This is a genomic window from Pseudoxanthomonas sp. JBR18 (assembly GCF_028198165.1).
Lineage (GTDB): Bacteria > Pseudomonadota > Gammaproteobacteria > Xanthomonadales > Xanthomonadaceae > Pseudoxanthomonas_A.
The window spans coordinates 220,063-239,216 of the sequence record NZ_CP116339.1 but is presented as its reverse complement, the minus strand read 5'-3'; the positions used below and the strand labels follow the sequence as shown (position 1 = coordinate 239,216).

General features: G+C 67.9%; 17 protein-coding genes. 6 read left to right on the top strand and 11 right to left on the bottom strand.

Annotation, left to right across the window (positions count from 1 at the left end):
- The first annotated feature begins 3 nt into the window (after positions 1–3).
- The 4 genes from rraA (at position 4) to PJ250_RS01270 (ending at position 5,039) form a co-directional block, all read left to right on the top strand.
- Positions 4–495 carry a ribonuclease E activity regulator RraA gene (gene rraA / locus PJ250_RS01285; protein ID WP_271646757.1) on the top strand — a complete coding sequence of 164 codons (492 nt, stop codon included), beginning with the start codon at positions 4–6 and terminating at the stop codon, positions 493–495.
- 70 nt (positions 496–565) lie between these two features.
- A complete protein-coding gene (locus tag PJ250_RS01280) occupies positions 566–2,407 on the top strand; it encodes an ABC transporter ATP-binding protein (protein ID WP_271646756.1) in 1,842 nt (613 codons plus the stop codon).
- Positions 2,408–2,534: 127 nt separating this feature from the next.
- Positions 2,535–3,767, top strand: coding sequence for an HD-GYP domain-containing protein (locus PJ250_RS01275; RefSeq protein ID WP_271646755.1), 1,233 nt, complete (start codon positions 2,535–2,537; stop codon positions 3,765–3,767).
- Positions 3,768–3,815: 48 nt separating this feature from the next.
- Positions 3,816–5,039 carry a putative bifunctional diguanylate cyclase/phosphodiesterase gene (locus tag PJ250_RS01270; protein WP_271646754.1) on the top strand — a complete coding sequence of 408 codons (1,224 nt, stop codon included), beginning with the start codon at positions 3,816–3,818 and terminating at the stop codon, positions 5,037–5,039.
- A gap of 18 nt (positions 5,040–5,057) precedes the next feature.
- Here PJ250_RS01270 and PJ250_RS01265 read toward each other — a convergent pair whose 3' ends face one another.
- On the bottom strand, positions 5,058–6,872 hold the full coding sequence (locus PJ250_RS01265) for a DUF885 domain-containing protein (protein ID WP_271646753.1): 1,815 nt from the start codon (positions 6,870–6,872) through the stop codon (positions 5,058–5,060).
- Between the two features lie 101 nt (positions 6,873–6,973).
- Here PJ250_RS01265 and PJ250_RS01260 point away from each other — a divergent pair, with 101 nt between their 5' ends.
- A complete protein-coding gene (locus PJ250_RS01260; protein ID WP_271646752.1) occupies positions 6,974–7,321 on the top strand; it encodes a GFA family protein in 348 nt (115 codons plus the stop codon).
- Here PJ250_RS01260 and PJ250_RS01255 read toward each other — a convergent pair.
- Complete coding sequence (locus tag PJ250_RS01255; protein ID WP_271646751.1) at positions 7,318–8,295, bottom strand: LysR substrate-binding domain-containing protein; 978 nt, start codon at positions 8,293–8,295, stop codon at positions 7,318–7,320. The two genes, PJ250_RS01260 and PJ250_RS01255, sit on opposite strands and share 4 nt — an antisense overlap.
- 201 nt (positions 8,296–8,496) lie before the next feature.
- Between PJ250_RS01255 and PJ250_RS01250 the strand changes: the two genes are divergently transcribed.
- Complete coding sequence (locus PJ250_RS01250; RefSeq protein WP_271646750.1) at positions 8,497–9,399, top strand: DMT family transporter; 903 nt, start codon at positions 8,497–8,499, stop codon at positions 9,397–9,399.
- Here the strand turns inward: PJ250_RS01250 and PJ250_RS01245 are convergent, their stop codons facing one another.
- The 9 genes from PJ250_RS01245 to PJ250_RS01205 form a co-directional block, all read right to left on the bottom strand.
- Positions 9,400–10,323 carry a peptidylprolyl isomerase gene (locus PJ250_RS01245; protein WP_271646749.1) on the bottom strand — a complete coding sequence of 308 codons (924 nt, stop codon included), beginning with the start codon at positions 10,321–10,323 and terminating at the stop codon, positions 9,400–9,402.
- A 71-nt stretch (positions 10,324–10,394) separates the two neighbouring features.
- Entirely contained in the window at positions 10,395–12,413 is a 2,019-nt protein-coding gene (locus tag PJ250_RS01240) for a glycoside hydrolase family 97 protein (RefSeq protein WP_271646748.1), read from the bottom strand.
- A gap of 46 nt (positions 12,414–12,459) precedes the next feature.
- Positions 12,460–13,650, bottom strand: a complete 1,191-nt coding sequence (locus PJ250_RS01235) for a lipoprotein N-acyltransferase Lnb domain-containing protein (RefSeq protein ID WP_271646747.1) — start codon at positions 13,648–13,650, stop codon at positions 12,460–12,462.
- The gene (locus tag PJ250_RS01230; RefSeq protein ID WP_271646746.1) at positions 13,650–14,510 is read right to left on the bottom strand and encodes a CorC family transporter; all 861 of its coding nucleotides are present in this window, start codon (positions 14,508–14,510) and stop codon (positions 13,650–13,652) included. Before PJ250_RS01230 ends, PJ250_RS01235 begins: the two co-directional genes overlap by 1 nt.
- Positions 14,511–14,589: 79 nt before the next feature.
- A complete protein-coding gene (locus tag PJ250_RS01225) occupies positions 14,590–15,222 on the bottom strand; it encodes a hypothetical protein (protein ID WP_271646745.1) in 633 nt (210 codons plus the stop codon).
- Positions 15,219–15,716 (bottom strand): rRNA maturation RNase YbeY, encoded by a 498-nt coding sequence (gene ybeY / locus PJ250_RS01220; protein WP_271646744.1) that lies wholly within the window; start codon positions 15,714–15,716, stop codon positions 15,219–15,221. The genes PJ250_RS01225 and ybeY overlap by 4 nt, the downstream gene beginning before the upstream one ends.
- A 12-nt stretch (positions 15,717–15,728) precedes the next feature.
- On the bottom strand, positions 15,729–16,709 hold the full coding sequence (locus PJ250_RS01215; RefSeq protein ID WP_271646743.1) for a PhoH family protein: 981 nt from the start codon (positions 16,707–16,709) through the stop codon (positions 15,729–15,731).
- A 7-nt stretch (positions 16,710–16,716) separates the two neighbouring features.
- Positions 16,717–17,628: a class I SAM-dependent methyltransferase gene (locus tag PJ250_RS01210; RefSeq protein WP_271646742.1), complete on the bottom strand. Its 912-nt coding sequence runs from the start codon at positions 17,626–17,628 to the stop codon at positions 16,717–16,719.
- A gap of 7 nt (positions 17,629–17,635) precedes the next feature.
- Positions 17,636–19,042: an FAD-binding oxidoreductase gene (locus PJ250_RS01205; RefSeq protein ID WP_271646741.1), complete on the bottom strand. Its 1,407-nt coding sequence runs from the start codon at positions 19,040–19,042 to the stop codon at positions 17,636–17,638.
- Positions 19,043–19,154 lie beyond the last annotated feature (112 nt).

Sequence of the window (19,154 nt, the reverse complement as noted above, 5' to 3'; positions counted from 1 at the left end):
CGCATGCATCCCAGTTGGACCACCCCGGACCTCTGTGACGCCCATCCCGAGGTCCAGGTCGTCGAGCCGCGCTTTGTGGATTTCGGCGGGGCGACGATGTTCTGCGGGCGAATCGTCACGGTGCGCTGTTTCGAGGACAACTCGCGCGTGCGCGAGTTGGTGGCCGCCGAAGGCACCGGCCGGGTGCTGGTGGTGGACGGGGCCGGCTCGGTGCGCCGCGCCCTGCTGGGCGACATGCTGGCCGAGCAGGCCGTGGCCAATGGCTGGGCGGGCCTGCTCATCCACGGCGCGGTGCGCGACGTGCAGGTGCTGTGCAACCTGCCGCTCGGGGTGAAGGCGCTGGCCGCCGCGCCGATGAAGACAGAGAAGCGAGGCCTGGGCGAGGTCGACGTGCCGGTGCGCTTTGCCGGCGTCGAGTTCACGCCCGGTCACTGGCTCTACGCCGATGCCAATGGCGTCATCGTCGCCTCCCAGGCCTTGACTGATACGGCCTGAATGCACCGCCGCGCACGCGGCCTTGTCGTCGCCGGGGCGATACTGCGCGACGACATAGGGTGCATGACGCATGATCTTTCGCTGGTTCGAATCGCTGATCGACGTGTTCGATCCGCCGGACGTGGGTACGCCACCGCGCAGCCTGCTCCGTTTCTATACCTACTATCTGCGCCAGGCCGGCTGGGTCCTGATGGCCATGTGCGTGGTCGGCTTCGCCGTGGCGCTGGTGGAAGTGGCGCTGTTCGATTTCCTCGGCAAGCTGGTGGACCTGGCCAAGTCCGAGCATGCGGTCGGCTTCTTCCAGCGCCATGGACTGCACCTGCTGGGCATGGCCGCCGTGGCCCTGGTGTTGCGGCCGGTGCTGATGGCGCTGGGCGACCTGCTGATGCATCAAGCGGTGACCCCGTCGCTGACCGCGCGCATCCGTTGGCAGCAGCATCGCTACGTGGTGCGCCAGAGCCTGGCGTTCTTCCAGAACGACTACGCCGGTCGTATCGCCAACCGGATCATGCTCACCGGGGCCTCGCTGCGGGAGTCGGCAGTGCAGATCGTGGACGCGCTGTGGTACGTGGCGGTCTACACCGGCAGTGCGCTGTTCCTGTTCGCCCAGGCCGACTGGCGCCTGATGCTGCCGTTGATCGGTTGGCTGGTGGCCTACGTGGCGGCGCTGGCGGTGTTCGTGCCACGGATCAAGGAGCGCTCCTGGCGCGCGTCGGAGTCCAAGTCACAGCTGATGGGGCGCGTGGTGGACGGTTACACGAACATCGCCACGCTCAAGCTGTTCCCGCACGAACAGCGCGAGGATCTGTACGTGGCCGAGGCCGTGCGCGAGAACCTGTCCAAGGTCCGGCGCATGACCCGCATGACCACCGCCATGGATGTGACCATCGCCGTGCTCAACGGCCTGATGATCACCCTGACGGCAGGCCTGGGCGTGTGGTTGTGGCAGCGTGGCGCGATCACCGTGGGCGCCATCGCCCTGTCCACCGGGCTGGTGATCCGCATCGAGAACATGTCCGGTTGGATCATGTGGGTGGTCAACGGGCTGTTCGAGGACATCGGCACGGTCCAGGACGGCATGGAGACCGTGGCCCGGCCGCAGGCGGTGACCGACCAACCTGGCGCGACGGCGCTGCAGGTCCCACATGGTGCGATCCGCTTCGAGGGGATCCACTTCCATTACGGCAAGCGGGGCGGGGTGATCGCCGGGCTGGACCTGGACATCCGCCCGGGCGAGAAGATCGGCCTGGTGGGCCCTTCCGGCGCGGGCAAGTCCACGCTGGTCAACGTGCTGCTGCGCCTGTACGACCTGGAGGCGGGGCGGATCCTGATCGACGGGCAGGACATCGCCACGGTCACCCAGACCAGCCTGCGCGGCCAGATCGGGGTGGTGACCCAGGACACCTCGCTGCTGCACCGCTCGATCCGGGACAACCTGCTTTATGGACGCCCGGATGCAACGCCGGAGCAGATCGGCCTCGTACTGGCACAGGCCCGGGCGCAAGGCTTTATCGAGACGTTGGTGGACAGCGAAGGACGCCGTGGTTTGGAGGCGCATGTGGGCGAGCGTGGGGTCAAGCTATCCGGGGGGCAGCGCCAGCGCATTGCCATCGCCCGGGTGCTGCTCAAGGACGCGCCTATTCTCCTTTTGGATGAGGCGACTTCGGCTTTAGATTCCGATGTGGAGGCCGCTATCCAGGAGAGCCTGGAGGCGCTCATGCAGGACAAGACCGTGGTGGCCATCGCGCACCGCCTGTCCACCATCGCGCGGATGGACCGGCTGGTGGTGATGGACCAGGGCAGGATCGTTGAAACCGGGACCCATGCCGAGCTGGTTGCGCGTAACGGACTTTACGCGAGGTTGTGGAAGCGCCAGAGCGGTGGCTTCGTTGCTGCAGGAGCGGATGCTTGAGCGAGGGCCGCAACCGGGGCGGGAGCCAACACCTTCACGGATTGCAGAAGGAAAGGTGTGGGAGAAGATGTCGTAACAGGGGAGGGCAGCGCAGGCTGCTGGTGAACGCGATGAACGTGGGGCGCCGATGCTGATCGAAGAGCATGAACTGCTGGTCGCCGACCTGCGCCCGGGCATGTATGTCTGCAAGCTCGACCGTGACTGGGTGGGTACGCCGTTCCTGCTGCAGGGCTTCCTGGTGGAGTCCCAGGCGGACATCGCCACCCTGGCCCAGTGGTGCACCACGGTCACGGTGGATATCGTCAAGAGCGACAGCTTCGCGCGGCGTGCCCTGCGCAAGCCCAAGCCCAAACGTGAAGCCTACGCGGTACCCACGTTGGCGGCGATCGCCGCAAATCCCAGGCCCGTGCTGTCCCATGTCGAGGAAGAACTCCCGAGGGCCAGCGAGGCGCTGAACAACGCCCACCGCGTCGCGCACGAGATCGTCAGCGCGCTGCGAGGCGGAGGCGGCCTGGACGAGGAAGCGGTGGCAGAAGCCATTACGCCAGTGGTGGACAGTATCGTGCGCAATCCCGATGCCTTTTTCTGGCTGGAGACCCTGCGCAATCACGACAGCTATACCTACAGCCATGCGGTGAACTGCTGTGGCTTCATGGCGACCTTTGGCCGCCATCTTGGCTTGCCCGACGAAGCCCTGCGCGACCTGGCGACCGCAGGCCTGCTGCTGGATATCGGCAAGACCGTCATCCCGGAAGATCTGCTCGAGAGCAACCGGAGCCTGGATCCGGCCGAGATGGCGCTGGTGCGTGAGCACCTGATGCATAGCGTGCGCTTCTACGACGAGTCCGGCGCAGACAATCCCCTGGTGCGGCAGATGATCGTGACCCACCACGAGCGCGAGGACGGCTCGGGCTACCCGAAGGGGCTGGTGGCGGACGAGATCCCGCTGTTCGGGCGCATCGCCGGCATCGTCGATTCCTACGATGCGATGACCAGCGCGCGCCCTTATCGCGAAGCGATATCGCGCTACGACGCGCTGCAGGTGCTGTATCGCCAGCGCGGTGCGCTGTATCAGGCGGATCTGGTCGAACAGTTCGTGCAGTGCCTGGGCGCCTATCCGACCGGCACGCTGGTCGAGCTGTCCACTGGCGAGGTGGCCATCGTGCTGGCGCAGAACCCGGTGCGGCGCCTGTTCCCGCGGGTGATGCTGTTGACCGACGCGGACAAGCAGTTGCGGCCCATGTTCGAGCCAATGGATCTGCGCGATACCTGGGGAGCCTACGACGATCGTCAGATCAGTATCCGCCGGGGCCTGCGTGCGGGCACCTACGGGCTGGACCCCAGGGAGCTCTATCTCTGAGTCGGCGGTCGTGTGCACGACCGGACGTCGAGGGGAGGACTGATCAACATGCTCAATCGCGTGCACCTCTTCCAGACCATTGAGCGCGTGGCCCTGCCCGGACAACCGGCGGGGGCGCTGCTGATGGTCCGCATGCAGCGCCTGCGCGAGTTCGAGGCGGTGTTCGGCTACGAGGCGGGCAAAGCGCTGGTCGACGCCTTCGAGGTGCGGCTGCGCGAATGCCTGCGCGCGGTGGATGAAGCGGTCCAGATTGGCGAGTGCGACTTCGCGGTGGTCCTGCCGGGACTACGCGACCTCAATCACGCCATGCTCGCCGCCTCCAAGGTCGCCCGCGCGTTCATGCATCCGCTTGAGGCGCAAGGTCGTTCGGCGCGCGCCATCGTGTCGGTGGGGCTGTGCATGGCCAGCGCAGCGCAGTGCCCCGACCAGCTGTGTCGCCAGGCGGACGTGGCTTGCCAGGAGGCGGCGCGTCTGCCCGAGCGCGTGGCGGCCTATCGGGGTCAGGCCCAACCCCAGGTGGTCTACGGGGACCTGCACCAGGCCATCACCACCAATCGCTTGCAGGTCTACCTGCAGCCCATCTTCGGCATGGACAGTGGCACGTTGTGCGGCTACGAGTCGCTGGCCCGTTGGGAGGATCCGGTGCTGGGCTTCGTCAGCCCGGAACTGTTCATCGGCGCGGCGGAAAAGACCGGTCTGATCGAGCAGCTGACCCGCTGGAGCATCAATGCCACCCTGCGGCATTGCGCGGCGGCGTTCCGCGCCACCCCGACCCTGCAATGCGGCATCAATATCTCGCCCATCGCCCTGATGGCAGAAGGCTTCGTCGACCAGATGGCAGCGGCGCTACGAATCTGGAACGTGCGCCCCGAGCAGGTCGTCCTCGAGCTCACCGAGACCGTCTTCGTCGACAGTCCACAGCTGATCGGCAAGCGCCTGACCCAGTTGCGCGAAAGCGGCCTGCGCATCGCGGTGGACGACTTCGGCACCGGCTACTCGTCGCTGTCCTATTTCCGCCATTTTCATGTCGACGAACTGAAGCTGGATGTCAGCTTCGTGCGCGACATGGAGCACAACCCACGCACCTGCAGGCTGGTGGAGTCGATGATCCGCATGGCGCACAGCCTGGAGGCTGTGACGGTGGCCGAGGGCATCGAAAACACGGTCCTGTGGAATCGCCTGCGCGACATGGGGTGCGACCTGGGACAGGGCTACTACCCCGGCAAGCCAGCGCCCGCGGCACGGGCGCTCGCCGAGTTCGGCGCCGGCTGAGACCGACGCCGTGCCGGCTTACTCGATGGGCTGATCCAGCATCAACTCCCGCGCGAAGCGCACTGGCGGGGCGCCGTAGGACAGCAACTGGTCGTGGTAGGCCTTGAGGTCGAACTGTTTGCCCTGCTTGGCTTCCACCGCCTTGCGCGTGTCCAGCATCTCCTGCACGCCGACGAAATAGGTCGGCAGCTGCGCGCTGGACAGCTGCGCACGCACCCATTTGCCCTCGGCCTCGCTGGTCTGCTGGAACGCGTCATGGACCATCAGATGCATGGCCTGTTCCTTGCTCCAGCCATCCACGTGCACGCCCTGGTCCAGGATCGCGTTGGAAATGGTGCGTAGGTAGAACTTGAGCTGGGTGAGCTTGTACAGCGGGTCGTCAGCCTGGTAGCCCTGCTCGCTCATCATGTGCTCGGTGTAGACCGCCCAGCCCTCTGCAAACATGCCTGAGCGCAGTACTGCGCGCAGCGTGGAGGGGAACTTGGCAGAATGCCAGCCTTCCAGGTAATGGCCCGGCGTGCCCTCGTGAATGGAGAGCAGCTTGATCATGCGGTTGTTGTATTCGCGCAGGAATGAATCGACCTGGCTTGCGTTCCAGTCCTCCGGAATCGGCGATACGGCGTAGAAGGTGTCCAGGTCCTTGTCCAGCGGGCCGGGCGAATCGCAGTAGGCCACCGCCACGCCGCGCTGGAACTCGGGCATCAGAATGATCTTGACCGGTGCGTCGGGCGGGGTGACCAGATCCTTGGCCTTCACGAAGGCCGTCGATTCGGCCAGTGCGGCCTTGGCCGTGTCCACCACCGCATCTGGCGCCGGCTTGTCAGCGTAGGTCAGCTCCAGGGCGGCTTCGATGGCGGCCTGCTGCTGGTCGTCACTGGGCGCCTCGGGTAGGGCGGGTGCGCCGGCTTTGTCCTTCAGCACGGTGCGGGCGATGCCGTACATCTCGGCGCGCACGCGCTTGATCTCGCCCTCTGCACGTTGGCGGATGTCCTGGCGCGACAGCGAGGACACGAGGGCGAACTTGAGCTTCTGGTCGTACTTCTCCGCGCCGATGCGGAAGTCGCCTTGTGCATTGGGTACCAGGGTGCCGTCGATCCACGCCTGCTGGGCGTCGACGGCCTGATTGAGCGCGGCGGTGGCCTTGGCCAGGCGCGCCTGGTCGGCGTCTGAGAGCTCACCGGCGTGCGGGGTGATGAACTGGGCGACGATGCCCATCACGCCCTGGTTCTGCTTGGAGACGGTCTGGGCATGGAGCTTGGGCACGCGCGCCAGATCCAGGTTCTCGCGCTCCTGGGCGAACAGGGCCGGGAGTTGCTCCATGCGCGCGATGGCCGCTTGCAGCCGTTGCGGCAGTGGCGCGAAATCGCGCGCCATCAGGCCGTACAGGGCGCCTCCGGCCAGGCCGGTATAGACCTGCGGATCCCACGCCCAGGACTGCAGGGTCTGCGCATCCCAGATCTGGTACTGCAGCTGGTTGCGCAGGATGGCCGCATCGACTTGGTTCTCGCGCGACAGGCCGTGCACGTCGATACCGTCCAGCTCGGCCAACAGGTTCTGGTTGAACTGCAGGGCCTTCTGGCGACCTTGCGCGGACAGGTCGTCGAGCTGGTGATCGTAGCGATGGTCGCCCACCTGTGTGGCCGAGACCGGCGAAAGCTGCATCCAGCCATCGACCGCACGCTTGGACAGGTCGGCGAACTTCACGTCGGCCTTGGCGGTCCCGGTCATGGTCGGGGGATCGGTGTCGGCCTTGCTGCCATCGGTCGGTGCCTGCGCCGGTTGACAGGCGGCGAGCGAGGCAAGGACGGCGACGGCGAGCAGGCGGTGGCGCATGTTGGATATCCAAGTGGCAAGGCTATCCAGCATAGGGCATCGGATACGCCAGTCAGGGGTTTGGCCTATGCTCGCCCGGTCTACCCGCCAGGAGCCGTGCCATGGACCATGCTGCCAGCTGTCACTGCGGTGCCCTTGCCTTTACCTTCGAGGGCCAGATCGACCAGGCCATCGACTGCAACTGCTCGCTGTGCCGCCGTCGCGGTGCGCTGCTGTGGTTCGCGCCGCGTGCGGCGGTCGTGCTGCAGGTCGATCCGTCGGCCCTGCGCACCTATACGTTCAACACGCATCGGCTGCAGCACCACTTCTGCGGCGTGTGCGGCGTGGCGCCCTACAGCGAGGGCATCGGCCCGGATGGCGAGGCAATGATCGCGGTGAATCTGCGCTGCGTCCCAGCGCTCGATCTGGGTACCTTGAAGGTCGTCCCCTACGACGGTGCGGCTGTCTAGGGCACCTTGTCGGCACGCGGCGGTCGGGCGCGTTCACCGCTCAGGCGCGTGCGCCCCAGCAGCGCATCGGGAATCGCCGGCATCGGCGTGCGCTCGTCGCGGGCCTGGTCCTTGAGCCAGTCCAGGAACAACTGTCCCGCGGGTGAGAGCGTGCGGTGGGCGGCGTGCACGGCGTAGTAGGCATAGCGGGCGCGCAGGTCCGGGCCGGGCAGGCGTACCAGCTCGTAGCGCGCCAGGTAAGGCGCGGCGATGTGTTTGCGGGCCAGGGCCGCGCCCAGCCCGTAGACCGCCGCGCGCATGACGTCGGTGCTGTCGGTGAACACGTGCGGGGTGGGCAGCTGCGCGCCGTGCACGCCGGCTTCGCGGAACCATTCGCGCCAGCCCTGCGGTCCAAGGTCGGCGAGCATCGGCAGGGTGGTGATGCGCGAGGGCGTGTCGACGGCGTCCACGCCGGGCAGGGCGGGCGAGGCGACCGGGAACAGTGCGTCGTCCATCAGGTGATGCGCGGTCAGTCCCGGCCAGTGCCCGATGCCATAGCGGATGCCCAGATCGAACCCACCTTCGTCCAGCCGTGCCAGCGCGGGGCTGGAATCGAATTCCACGCGCACCTGAGGATGTGCGGCGCAAAAGCGCGGCAGGCGCGGGACCAGCCAGCTGTAGGCCAGCGAATGCAGCGTGGTCACGCGCAGTGGCACCACGTCGGTCTGCGGATGGAGCGCGCCGGCCACCGCGGCCACGTCGGCCAGCGCGGCGGTGGCGGCATCGGCCAGTTGGCGGCCTTCCGGGGTGAGGGTCACGCCGCGCGCATGGCGCTGGAACAGGCTGACTTCGAGCAGGCGCTCGAGCTTGCGGACGTGGTGGCTGACCGCGCTGGCGGTCAGGTGCAATTCCTCGGCCGCATGAGCCAGGTTCTGGTGGCGCGCGGCGGCGGCGAACACGCCGAGCGAAGGCAGCAGGGTCGGGCGCAGGTGCATGGCAAGACACAAACCAGATTTGTGGCAGGGCGCGATACTACGCGCTTGTGGGCGTTTCACGCCGGACCGAGGATAGCCATCGTTCTGTGATGTCCGGAAACGGCGAGCACGGCACGCTCGGTCCGCGCACGCTGTTGCCGGCCCTGGCGCGTCGCGGCCGTCCCGCCGCACTGCGCCTTTCCCCACTCCCGCCGATGCCACATGTCCACGCCCACGCCTGCCGCTCCCAGCCTGAGCCCGGTCGCGACCCGCGACTGGCGTACCCCCATCGACCTGACCGTGCTCGGTGCGATCTGGGGCTGCTCCTTTCTCTTCATGCGCATCGCCGCCAGCGAGTTCGGGGCTGCGGCACTGGTGGAAGTGCGCCTGGCGCTGGGCGCGCTGGTGCTGGCCCCGTTCCTGTGGAAGGCGCGCGCCCAGTTCCCGACCCGCCGCTGGCCGTTGCTGGCCCTGATCGGGCTGATCAACTCGGCGGTGCCGTTCCTGCTGTTCGCCTGGGCCGCACAGCGCTCGCCCGCGGCCATCGGCGCGATCTGCAACGCGATGACCGTGCTGTTCGCCGCGCTGGTCGGCTCCCTGTTCTTCGGGGAGAAGATCGGCACGCGACGCGCGCTGGCGTTACTGACCGGCTTCGTTGGCGTGGTGGTACTGGCGCTGGGCAAGGCCGATGGCGCGAGTGTCGGCGGCGCGGTGCTGGCCGGTGCCACGGCCGCGCTGCTGTACGGGGTGGGCGTGAACCTGGTGCGCCGGCACATGCAGGGCCTGCCGCCGGCGGCCTCGGCCGCCGCCACGCTGGGCAGCGCGGCCCTGCTGCTGGCGCCGTGGGCCGCGACGCACTGGCCCACGCATGCGGTGTCCGCCGGCGCATGGGCCAGCGTGACGGCGCTGGGCGTGGTCTGCACCGGCCTAGCCTTCCTGCTGTACTACCGGCTGATTCACCGTGTCGGCGCGGCCACCGCTTCGACGGTGACCTATCTGGTGCCGTTGTTCGGCGCGCTGTTCGCCTGGGCCCTGCTGGGCGAGGCGGTCACACTGCCGATGCTGGTGGCCGGCGCGCTGATCCTGGGCAGCGTGGCGGTCAGCCAGCGCGCCGCAAGGCGCTGATCAGTCTTTGGGCGTGCGCACCGGCAGCGGCACGTTGCACAGGTCGATGTGCCCGGCCGGGCGCTTGTAGAAATCGTCCACGCGGTTGCGCTTGGATTCGGCGACCTCGCGGAAGGTCTGGCTGTCGGTGCGCAGCAGTTCCAGCGGCGTGCGCTCGGCCACCGGCACGTCGCTGGCCAGGCGGATCGACTTGATCGGGGTGCGCTGCGCCGGGTCGGTGTAGAAGCCCATCGGCTCAGGGCCGCGTTTGATCGTGCTCAGCAGTTCCATGCCCTTCACCACGCGGCCGACCACGGTGATGTTGTCGTCCAACTGCCGAGGCGACTGGCCGATGGTCACGTACAACTCGGCGCCGATGCTGCTGTCGTCGGCGTTGTTGCGGCCCGCGCCCAGCGTGCCGTAGCAGTGCGCCAGCCACGCCGTGCCGTCCGGACTGGTGCGCCCGACCGGGAAGCCATCGACGAAGCCGACTTCCTTGGCCCAGCCGTCGCTGTCGGGCAGCTTCTGGAAATCCAGCCCCTTCGCGCTGCGATTGAACTCGGCCGGCAGATGGGTCTTGGCCGAGCCAAGCGACTTGGCCTTGGCCGGGTCCTCGCCATCGACGTCACCGAACTGCACCACGAAGTTGTCCTGCGCGCGGTAGATGCTGGTGCCGTCCCAGAAGTGCTCATGCGCCAGCGTGCGGATGTTGCCGACGTGCTCGGGCGCGAATTGCGGCGCCAGTTCGATCACCACCCGCCCGGTGTCCAGGTCCATGTACAGCGTGCGATCCGGATCCAGCTTGCGCCAGACACTGTCCGGCGAGGCATCCAGGATCTGCTGCGCGCTGCGGTAGGGCTTGCCGGCCGCGTCGGCCGCGGTCACGGCGAAGGCCGGCAGCAGGGCCAGCAGGAGGGCAGCGGTCAGGCGGGCGGGTGCAGGCATGGACGACTCGCGGTGATGAACGAAGATCGCCCGATTCTGACCGGGCGATCCACCGCGCGCCAGCCGGGCGCCTATTCGGCCTCGAAGCGGATCGCCTGTCCGCCGCCAGGGGCGAGCTTGAGCGTGAGGGTGTCGGCGCTGGTGACCTCGCGCTGCTCGATCACGATCGCCTCGGGGTTCTTCGCCCAGTCCGCATCCGGGCCGTCGCGGTAGATCTGCGCGGTGTAGCGCTTGCCCGGGGTCAGGAAGTCGAGCTTGGTTTGCAGCGTGCGCGGTTGCTCGTCGGTGATCGAACCCAGGAACCAGTCTTCGCCGCCGCGCTCCTTGCGCGCGATGGTGACGTAGTCGCCCACCTCGCCGTTGAGCACGCGGGTTTCATCCCAGTCCACGGCCACGTCTTCGATGAACTTGAAGGGCTTTGGATTGGCTTCGTAGTGGTCCAGCAGGTCGGCGGCCATCTGGATCGGACTGTAGATCGTCACGTACAGCGCCAACTGCTTGGCCAGCGTGGTGGACACTTGCGAACCGGGCCTGGTCTGCATCTTGAAGATGCCAGGCGTGAAGTCCATCGGCCCGGCCAGCAGGCGGGTGAAGACCAGGTTCTCCTCGTGCTCGGGCGGATTGCCGGGGTTGCCCCAGGCGTTGTATTCCATGCCGCGCGCGCCTTCACGGGCCACGAAGTTGGGATAGGTGCGGCGCAGGCCGGTGGCCTTGACCGGTTCGTGCGCATCCACCGCGATGTGGTGCTCGGCGGCCACATCGACCACATGCTGGTAGTGGCGGACCATGTCCTGGCCTTCGTGCCAGGCGTAGTGGCGCTTGCCGTCGCGGCCGATCACCTTGGCCTGGCCCGCATCGGCCACGTAACCGGTCTTGACTGCATCGATGCCCAGCGACTGGTATAGCGCGAAGGCGTCTTCGAGCTGCGTCTCGTAGTGGGCCGCGTTGCCCGAGGTCTCGTTGTGCGCAATCAGATGCACACCCTTGGACTTGGCATAAGCGGCCAGCTTGCGCAGGTCGTAGTCGGGGTAGGCTTTGAGGAAGTCGAAGTCCTCGCCGTTGCCGAACCAGTCGCCGTCCCAGCCCAGGTTCCAGCCTTCCACCAGCACCCCGCCAAGATGATGTTTGGCCGCGAAGTCGATATGGCGCATCACGTTGGCGGTGGTCGCCCCGTGCTTGGGCCCGGAGGCCCAGGTCTTCTTGTCCAGGTGCATCTCCCACCACACCCCGACGTATTTCATCGGCTTGAACCAGGACACGTCGCCGAGCGTGTTGGGCTCGTTGAGGTTGAGGATCAGGCTGGATTCGACCAGGTCGCCGGCGCGTTCGCCCACCTGCAGCGTGCGCCACGGGGTATGGAAGGGCGCGGTCCGCTCGACCGGCGCTTGGCCGCCACTGCCCGGCGTCAGCGCCGCGCGCAGGCGCCGCCCCTCCACCCGGGTGAGGTTCATGCCGGCGTAGTCGACCAGGGCGGCCTCGTGGATGGACAGGTGCAGGCCGTCGCTCGTGCGCAGCGTGAGCGGGGTCTGCGCATCGCCGATCTCCTCGACCGGCGTGCGGTGGTAGAGGTACTCGGCGCGATTCCATTCGAAGGCCGGGATCCACCACGCGGTGGCCTCGTCGGCGATGTTGAACTCGGTCAGCTCCTGACCGATGCGCACGTCCTTGAGGTTCGGCTGATCGGGGACGTCGTAGCGCAAGCCCACGCCATCGTCGTAGACGCGGAACACCACGTCGAAATGACGCCCGGGCGCGACTTTTTCGGTCAGGGTGACGCGCAGCTCGTTGTAGTGGTTGCGGATGACGCGGCGCTCGCCCCAGGGCTGCTCCCAGGTCTGATCGAACGTGCGCGTGACCGGCGTGCCCAGCACCAGGTTGCGGTCCAGCTTGGGCGCGTCGACCAGGAGGAAGCCCAGCCGCGAGGGCGCAATGAGGGGCTTGCCGTGGCGCAGCACCATGTAGCTGGGCCGGCCGTCAGGATCAGTGTCGACTTGGACTGAAAGTACCTTGCCAGGCGAGTCGACGTGCACGACCGCCCAGGCGGCCAGCGGCGAACAGAACAGCAACAGGGCGGTCAACAGACGCAGCATGACGGGTGGTCCGGCTGGAGTGGACCGGCATGCTCGCCCGCGTGGATCAGCGCGACAAGCCGCGTTGCCCAGTGAATACGTATGCAATCGCCAGATGGATCGGCAGCATCAGCACGACCCAGGCCACGTTGTTCTGCTGGCCAAACGGAAACCAGTGCAGCATCCACGCCAGCACCGCGATCACCGCCACCGCCCGCAACAGCCAGCCCTGCCAGCGCCGCAGCGGGCGCCCACGCAGCAGCTGCACCGACGGCCACAGCAGCAGCACGCACAGCGGATTGAACAGCAGCAGGTTGCGGTTGGCCCAGCCGGCCACGTGGCCCGAGCCGAACCAGATGAACAGCATCAACGCGCCGGCCAGTGTGCACAGCAGCCAGAACGGCAGGGCGAAGGCCGCCACCGCGCGCCGGTGGCGGCGCCCCAGGGCGACCAGTGCGATGGTGATTGCCACCCCGATGCACAGCCACGGCCACCAGCGTCGCGCGGTTTCCGGCGGCTCGGGGGCGATGCGGTGCGGCAGCAGCTGCTGGGTCTGTTGGACCAGCGGCCGGCCTTCGGTGTTCTTTACCTGGGCCAGGGCCTGGGCCAGGCGCATGGGCACGAACGACTCGGTCCAGCGCGAGAGCTGCTGGTCGGCGTACGGGCCGAAGCCCAGGTCGAAGCCAATCCACATCCACCACGCCGGCGAGGCCAGACGCACGGCTTCGCTGCGGTAGGTATTGCCGCGCGAGCGCCCGGCCAGTTGTTTCTTCAACGCGCCGCGCATCACCGCGTCGATCGCATCGCGGACCTGGGTAGCGCAATTGCTGGTGAAGTAGTCGTAGGGATAACGCGCGTTCTGCGGCTGCGCGCGCCAGGCTAGCGAATAGGCCAGTGCATCGGCCTGCTCGGGCGTCAGGTCCAGCCACTGGATCGAGACCCCGCGGCCCTCCTCGCGATAGGTCTGCAGGTCCTGCTGCAGCGGCAGCGCGACCAGGTAGTACATCATCTTGCCGTCAATGAAGCGGCCCAGGAAACCGGGCTCGTCCGGGTCGAAGAAGCCGAAGTTGTACGAGGTCGCCTGACCGGTCTGCGGATCGGCCACCACCAACGCGTCGTGCCCGAAGCGCTCGAAGAACACCTCGCCCGGCTGCATCGTCATCACCCCGATGCGCGGCGCGGCCACCGCCGTGCCGGCCAGCAGCGCCAGCAGCAGCGCGCACGCGATGCGTGCCAGCAGGGCATGCAGTCGCCGCATCAGGTGTCTGACAAGATGCCGACGTGGAAGGCGTGCACGCGACGCCCGTCCGCGCGGGCCACGCGGAACTCGAAACGTCCCAGCGTCAGTTCCTCGCCCGTTTCGGGCAGGTGGCCGATCGCGTCGGTGACCAGGCCGCCGACCGTGTCATATTCGTCATCGGGGAAGTCGGCGCCGAAGCGCTCGTTGAAGTCCTCGATGGGGGTCAGCGCATCGACCACGTATTGGCCATCGGCCTGCGCGGCGATCAGCGAGGCTTCGTCCTCGGCCTCGTCGTGCTCGTCGTCGATCTCGCCGACGATCTGTTCCAGCACGTCCTCGATGGTGACCAGGCCGGCCACGCCGCCGTACTCGTCCACCACGATGGCCATGTGGTTGCGCGAGAGCCGGAATTCCTTGAGCAGGACGTTGAGCTTCTTCGACTCGGGGATCAGCACCGCCGGGCGCAGCAGTTCGCGCACGCTCTGCGGTCCCTTGTCGACCACCCCGCGCAGCAGATCCTTGGCCAGCAGGATGCCCAGGATCTCGTCCTTGTTGTCCCCATGCACCGGGAAGCGCGAGTGGCCGGATTCGACCACCTGGTGCATGAGTTCCACGAAGGGGGTGTCCTGCGCCAGCGATACCATCTGCGAGCGGGAGACCATCACATCGCCCACGGTGAGTTCGGCGACCGACATGGCGCCTTCCATCATCGTGAAGGTATCGGCCTCCAGCAGGCCGTTGTGCTGGGCATCGCGCAGCAGCGCGAGCAGGTCCTCGCGGGATTCAGGCTCGCCTGAGAACGCATGGCTCAAACGGTCGAGCCAGCTGCGCCGTTTTTCGGGAAGTTCCGACGCGGTTGTACTGTCGTCTTCTGACATTGGTGGGGTGAAGGCACCCGTCAAACAGCGGGCGTGGCCGGCAGTCTAGCAGAACGGTTTTGACGTCCGGTCGAGGGTCTCAGTCGGCGTTTGGCACGGCGTTGGCCGCTGCCGGAGGCGGGCTGGCGGGCTCCGGTTCCGGACCTTCGGTGTCCAGGTTGTAGCTGCAGCCGACCAGGGTCTTGCCCGGGTGGGTGGCCACGTTGGAGACGTTGAGGATGATCGCCTGGATGAGGGTCTGGCCGCTGTCCGGATCGAACCGCTCGGTCGCGCGCAGCTGCTTGCCGAAGATCGCCTTGGCGGGCGTGTCGATCCCGGTCTCCAACTGGAGTTGATGGGCCAGCGGGCGCGGGTCGGGCAGGTCCAGGATCGCCATGACGCTGTCGCCGGAAAAGGCGATGTGGCGGGTCGGGTGGCCGAACACCGTGATCGGCGCGGTCAGCTCGAATTCGGTCATGAACGGGTTGACCTGCGGCAGCGGCTTCCAGCCCAGGGCCACGGCCTTGAGTGGATCGTGCACGGCCGGGTCGAGCTTGAGGAAATCGGCGATCTCCCGGCGGCACTCGATCAGGGCCGGCAGGTCGGGCGCGGCAGGCGCTGCCGTCTTGTCAGCGGTGTCCGCGGGGGTGGGTGCGGGTGCGCTGGCCGACGCCAGGCCGGAGCACAGGATCAGAGCGGCCGCCACGCAGGCGGCATTGACCCGCACGGTCATGCCCCGTGCTCGGACGCGTAGGGGTCGTCGATGCCCAACTCGGCCAGGATCTCGCGTTCCAGCTGTTCCATGGCCTCGGCTTCCTTGTCGTCCTCGTGATCCCAGCCCAGCAGGTGCAGGGTGCCGTGCACGGTCAGGTGGGCGTAGTGCGCGGCCAGTGCTTTGTCCTGGTCGCGGGCCTCGCGCGCCACCACCGGCGCGCAGATCACCAGGTCGCCCAACAAGGGCAGGGTCACCCCCTTGGGCAGCTTGATTTCCGGGTCCATCTCGCCGGGGAAGGACAGCACGTTGGTCGCGTAGTCCTTGCCGCGGTAGTGGCGATTGAGCGAACGCCCTTCCTTGGCATCCACGATGCGGATGGCCAGGTCGGCCTCACGGATGCGGCCCTTGAGCGCGGCGGCGACCCATTTGCGGAAAGACACGGCGGCGGGCAGGCCGGCGCGCGGCAGCGCGTAGCTGACCGCGACCTGCAGATGGATGGGACCTTGGGTCATGTCGAACTCAACTCACGCCGGATCGGCATCGCCGGACTTGTCATCGCGCGCATCGTAAGCCCGCACGATGCGCGCCACCAGCGGATGGCGCACCACGTCGCGCGCGCCGAAGAAGCTGAAGGACACGCCCTCCACGCCGCGCAATACCTCGGTGGCGTCCTTGAGGCCGGAGCGGATGTGCTTGGGCAGGTCGGTCTGGCTCATGTCGCCGGTGACCACCGCGGTACTGCCGAAGCCGATGCGGGTCAGGAACATTTTCATCTGCTCGATGGTGGTGTTCTGCGCCTCGTCCAGGATCACGAACGCATCGTTGAGCGTGCGCCCGCGCATGTAGGCCAGTGGCGCGATCTCGATGACGTTCTTCTCCAGCAGCTTGGCGACCTTTTCCACGCCCAGCATCTCGTACAGCGCGTCGTAGAGCGGGCGCAGGTAGGGATCGACCTTCTGGCTCAGGTCGCCGGGCAGGAAGCCCAGTTTCTCGCCGGCCTCCACCGCCGGGCGCACCAGGATCAGGCGTTGCACGCGGGCCTCGTTCAGCGCCTCCACGGCCATGGCCACGGCCAGGAAGGTCTTGCCGGTGCCGGCCGGGCCGATGCCGAAATTGATGTCGTGGGTGGCGATGGCGTGCAAGTAGGCGGCCTGGTTGGGGCCGCGCCCGCGCACGGTGCCGCGCTTGACCTTGATCGCCACTTCTTGCGGCGCGTAGCCATCGCTGGCCAGGTGCTCCAGGTTGGCCTCGTTCATGCGCAAATGAATGGCATCGGCGTCGAAGACCTCGGTGGCCGCCTCGGCATAGAGCGCGCGCAGCAACTGCTCGGTGGCGCGCGCGGCCTTTTCCGGGCCTTCCACGCGAAACACGTTGCCGCGGTTGGAGATTTCCACGCCCAGCTTCAATTCGATCTGGCGCAGGTGCGCGTCGAATGGCCCGGCCAGGTTGGCCAGTTGCTCGGTGTCGTAGGGGTCGAGGGTGAAATCGTGATGGTGCTTGGTCATAGACCGTCTAGGGTAGCGCGGGCGCCCTGAGTCGGGCGTGTGCGGGGGCGGCCGGAACGCTGTGGTGCGGATGCGTCAGGTCTCCGCGGAACACCCATTCACCCGGTGCGGGGTCGGGATCGTCTGGGTCACCGGGCTCGGCGATCGCGGCCAGGCGCACGCCACCGTGGCCCAGCAGGCCGGGCAAGGCCTGGCGCGGCGCGCCCCAGCGGAAGGGCTCGCCGCGCCGCCCCAGCCAGGTGCGCACCCAGGGCCGCTGGCGGGCGAAACCGGGCGCGCCATCGGGTCGCAGATCCATGGCGGTGGCGATCAGGCGCGCATCGGGCAGGGCCCGGGCGAGCTGGCGCAGCAGCGTCTGCGCCGCCTCCAGCGGCAGGTACATCAGCACGCCCTCGGCGATCACCAGCGTGGGCTGTTCAGGCACGAAGCCAGGCAGGTCGCGTTGCCAGCGCGCCAACGGCACCGCGCCCAGTTCGCCCGGGCACAGGTGCAGGCATGGATCGTCCAGGCCCAACGTCCGCAGGGCGTCGCGCTTGAGCGCCAGCGTGTCGGCGCGGTCGAACTCAAACACGCGCAATGCGGGCGTCTGAGCCAGCAGCCGTTGCGACAGCCCGTCCAGGCCCGCGGCCAGGATCAACACCTGGCGCACGCCGTCGGCGCAGGCCTGCGCGGCCCACTGGCCGATCCGGCGCTTGCGCCAGGCGTAGTGCGCGCAGATGCCGGGCAGGCAGCCGGCTTCGACCAGGCGCAGCAGACCGCGCCCCGGGGCGGTGTCGACCGCATGCAGCAGGTGCCGCCCGGTCTTGCCTGCACGTTCCAGGCAGGCGCGGGCCAGGGCGGCGTTGTGTTGGGCGCCCGGCGTGGGGTCCGTGCGGGCCTGACGCACGGCGGCGGCGGCCAGCAGCAGCGAGGTCGACATGCGCACCTCAGCGCCCCACCAGGGCCAGGTGATGGCGATACCAGTCGCTTTGCCAGCGTTCCTGCGGGTCGAGCGCACGCTTGGCGCGCAGGAATTCCGCGAAGCGCGGATGCGCGGCCTGCACCTGTTCGCGGGTGGCCCAGCGGTGATAGGTCAGGTAATAGCTGCCACCAAACCACAAGGCGTCGTCGATCAAGGCGCGGAACGCGACCGCGGCGGTCTGCACGCCGGCCGGGCCGTGCTGCACGTGCAGGTTGAACACCACGCAGGCCCAGTCCTGTCGCGCCCAGGCCAGCACGCTGGTCGGGTCGCGCTCGATCAGGCGCACGGTGCCGTAGATCGGCTGCGCTTGGTGGCGGCGCAGGCTGTCGGCGGCGCGTCCCATGAAGCCGGCCAGCGCGCCGCGCGGCACGTACAGCTCGGTGATCATTTCCGATCCGCAGTGGCCCAGGCTGCGATCGACCGCTGCGTGATAGCCATCCAGGTACACGCCGCTCTGCTGGGCATCGCTGGCGTAGTGCTGGCCGTCGGTGGCCAGGTAGAAATCGGCGTATTCGTCGAAGGCCCGGGAGGGGGCGTGATGCGCCAGCAACAGCAGTCGCGCGAAGTCCTCGGCCTGCAGGTGGCGCGGTGCGCCGGGCTCGACACCCTCGACCGGGCGGTAGCAGGACAGCAAGCCCAGGTCGAGGAAATCCTCGCTGCGCGGATCGATCGCGAACTGGAAATCGCCAAATGTGCAGCCCTGGGCGATCGCGTCCTCGAACGCGCGCTGCAGTCCACCCACGCGCGCCAGCGAGACCTGGCGGCGCAGGGTCCGTCTTGGGGTCAGGCGCAGGGTCAGCTGCACCACCAGGCCGAACAGCCCGTAGCCGCCTGCGACCAGGGCGAACAGGTCCGGGCGCTGGCTGCGACTGCTCTGCACGCAGTGGCCGTCGGTGTCGAGCAGCACCAGGTCTTCCACGTCTTCCACGAACGGGGCCAGGCACAGGCCGCGCCCGTGCACGTTGGCCGCCAGCGCACCGCCCAGGCTGAAGTCGTCCGCGCCGGTCTGTTTCTGGCGGATCGTCCAGCCCGCCGTATTGTCTGGACACGATGCCAGCCAGGCCAGCAGGGCCGGCCAGCGGATGCCGGCTTCGACCGTGACCAGGCCGCGGGCGTTGTCGAAGGCGATCACCCGATCCAGCGCCGAGGTGTCCAGCACCTGCCCGTCGCTGAGGAACTGTTGTCCCCCCATGGCGTGGCGGGCACCGGCGGCGATCAGCGGCAGACCGGCCCGCGCGCTGGCGCGGACGGTCTCGCAGGCCTCGGCCGCATTGCCAGGCCGCAGCACGCGTGCGCGGGTGGGGTTGAGGCGGGCGTGGACATCGTTGAGCAACTGGGCCGGTGGCGGCACGGAGGCGGGCAGGGCGGACATGGGCGCGGACTTGGTCGCGAGAGGAGCGTCCACCGTCACGCTCGGGCATCGCCATGCGCAATCACGGCCCATCAAGTATCGGAATATGATCCCTAGCGTCTTCCTGCATCGA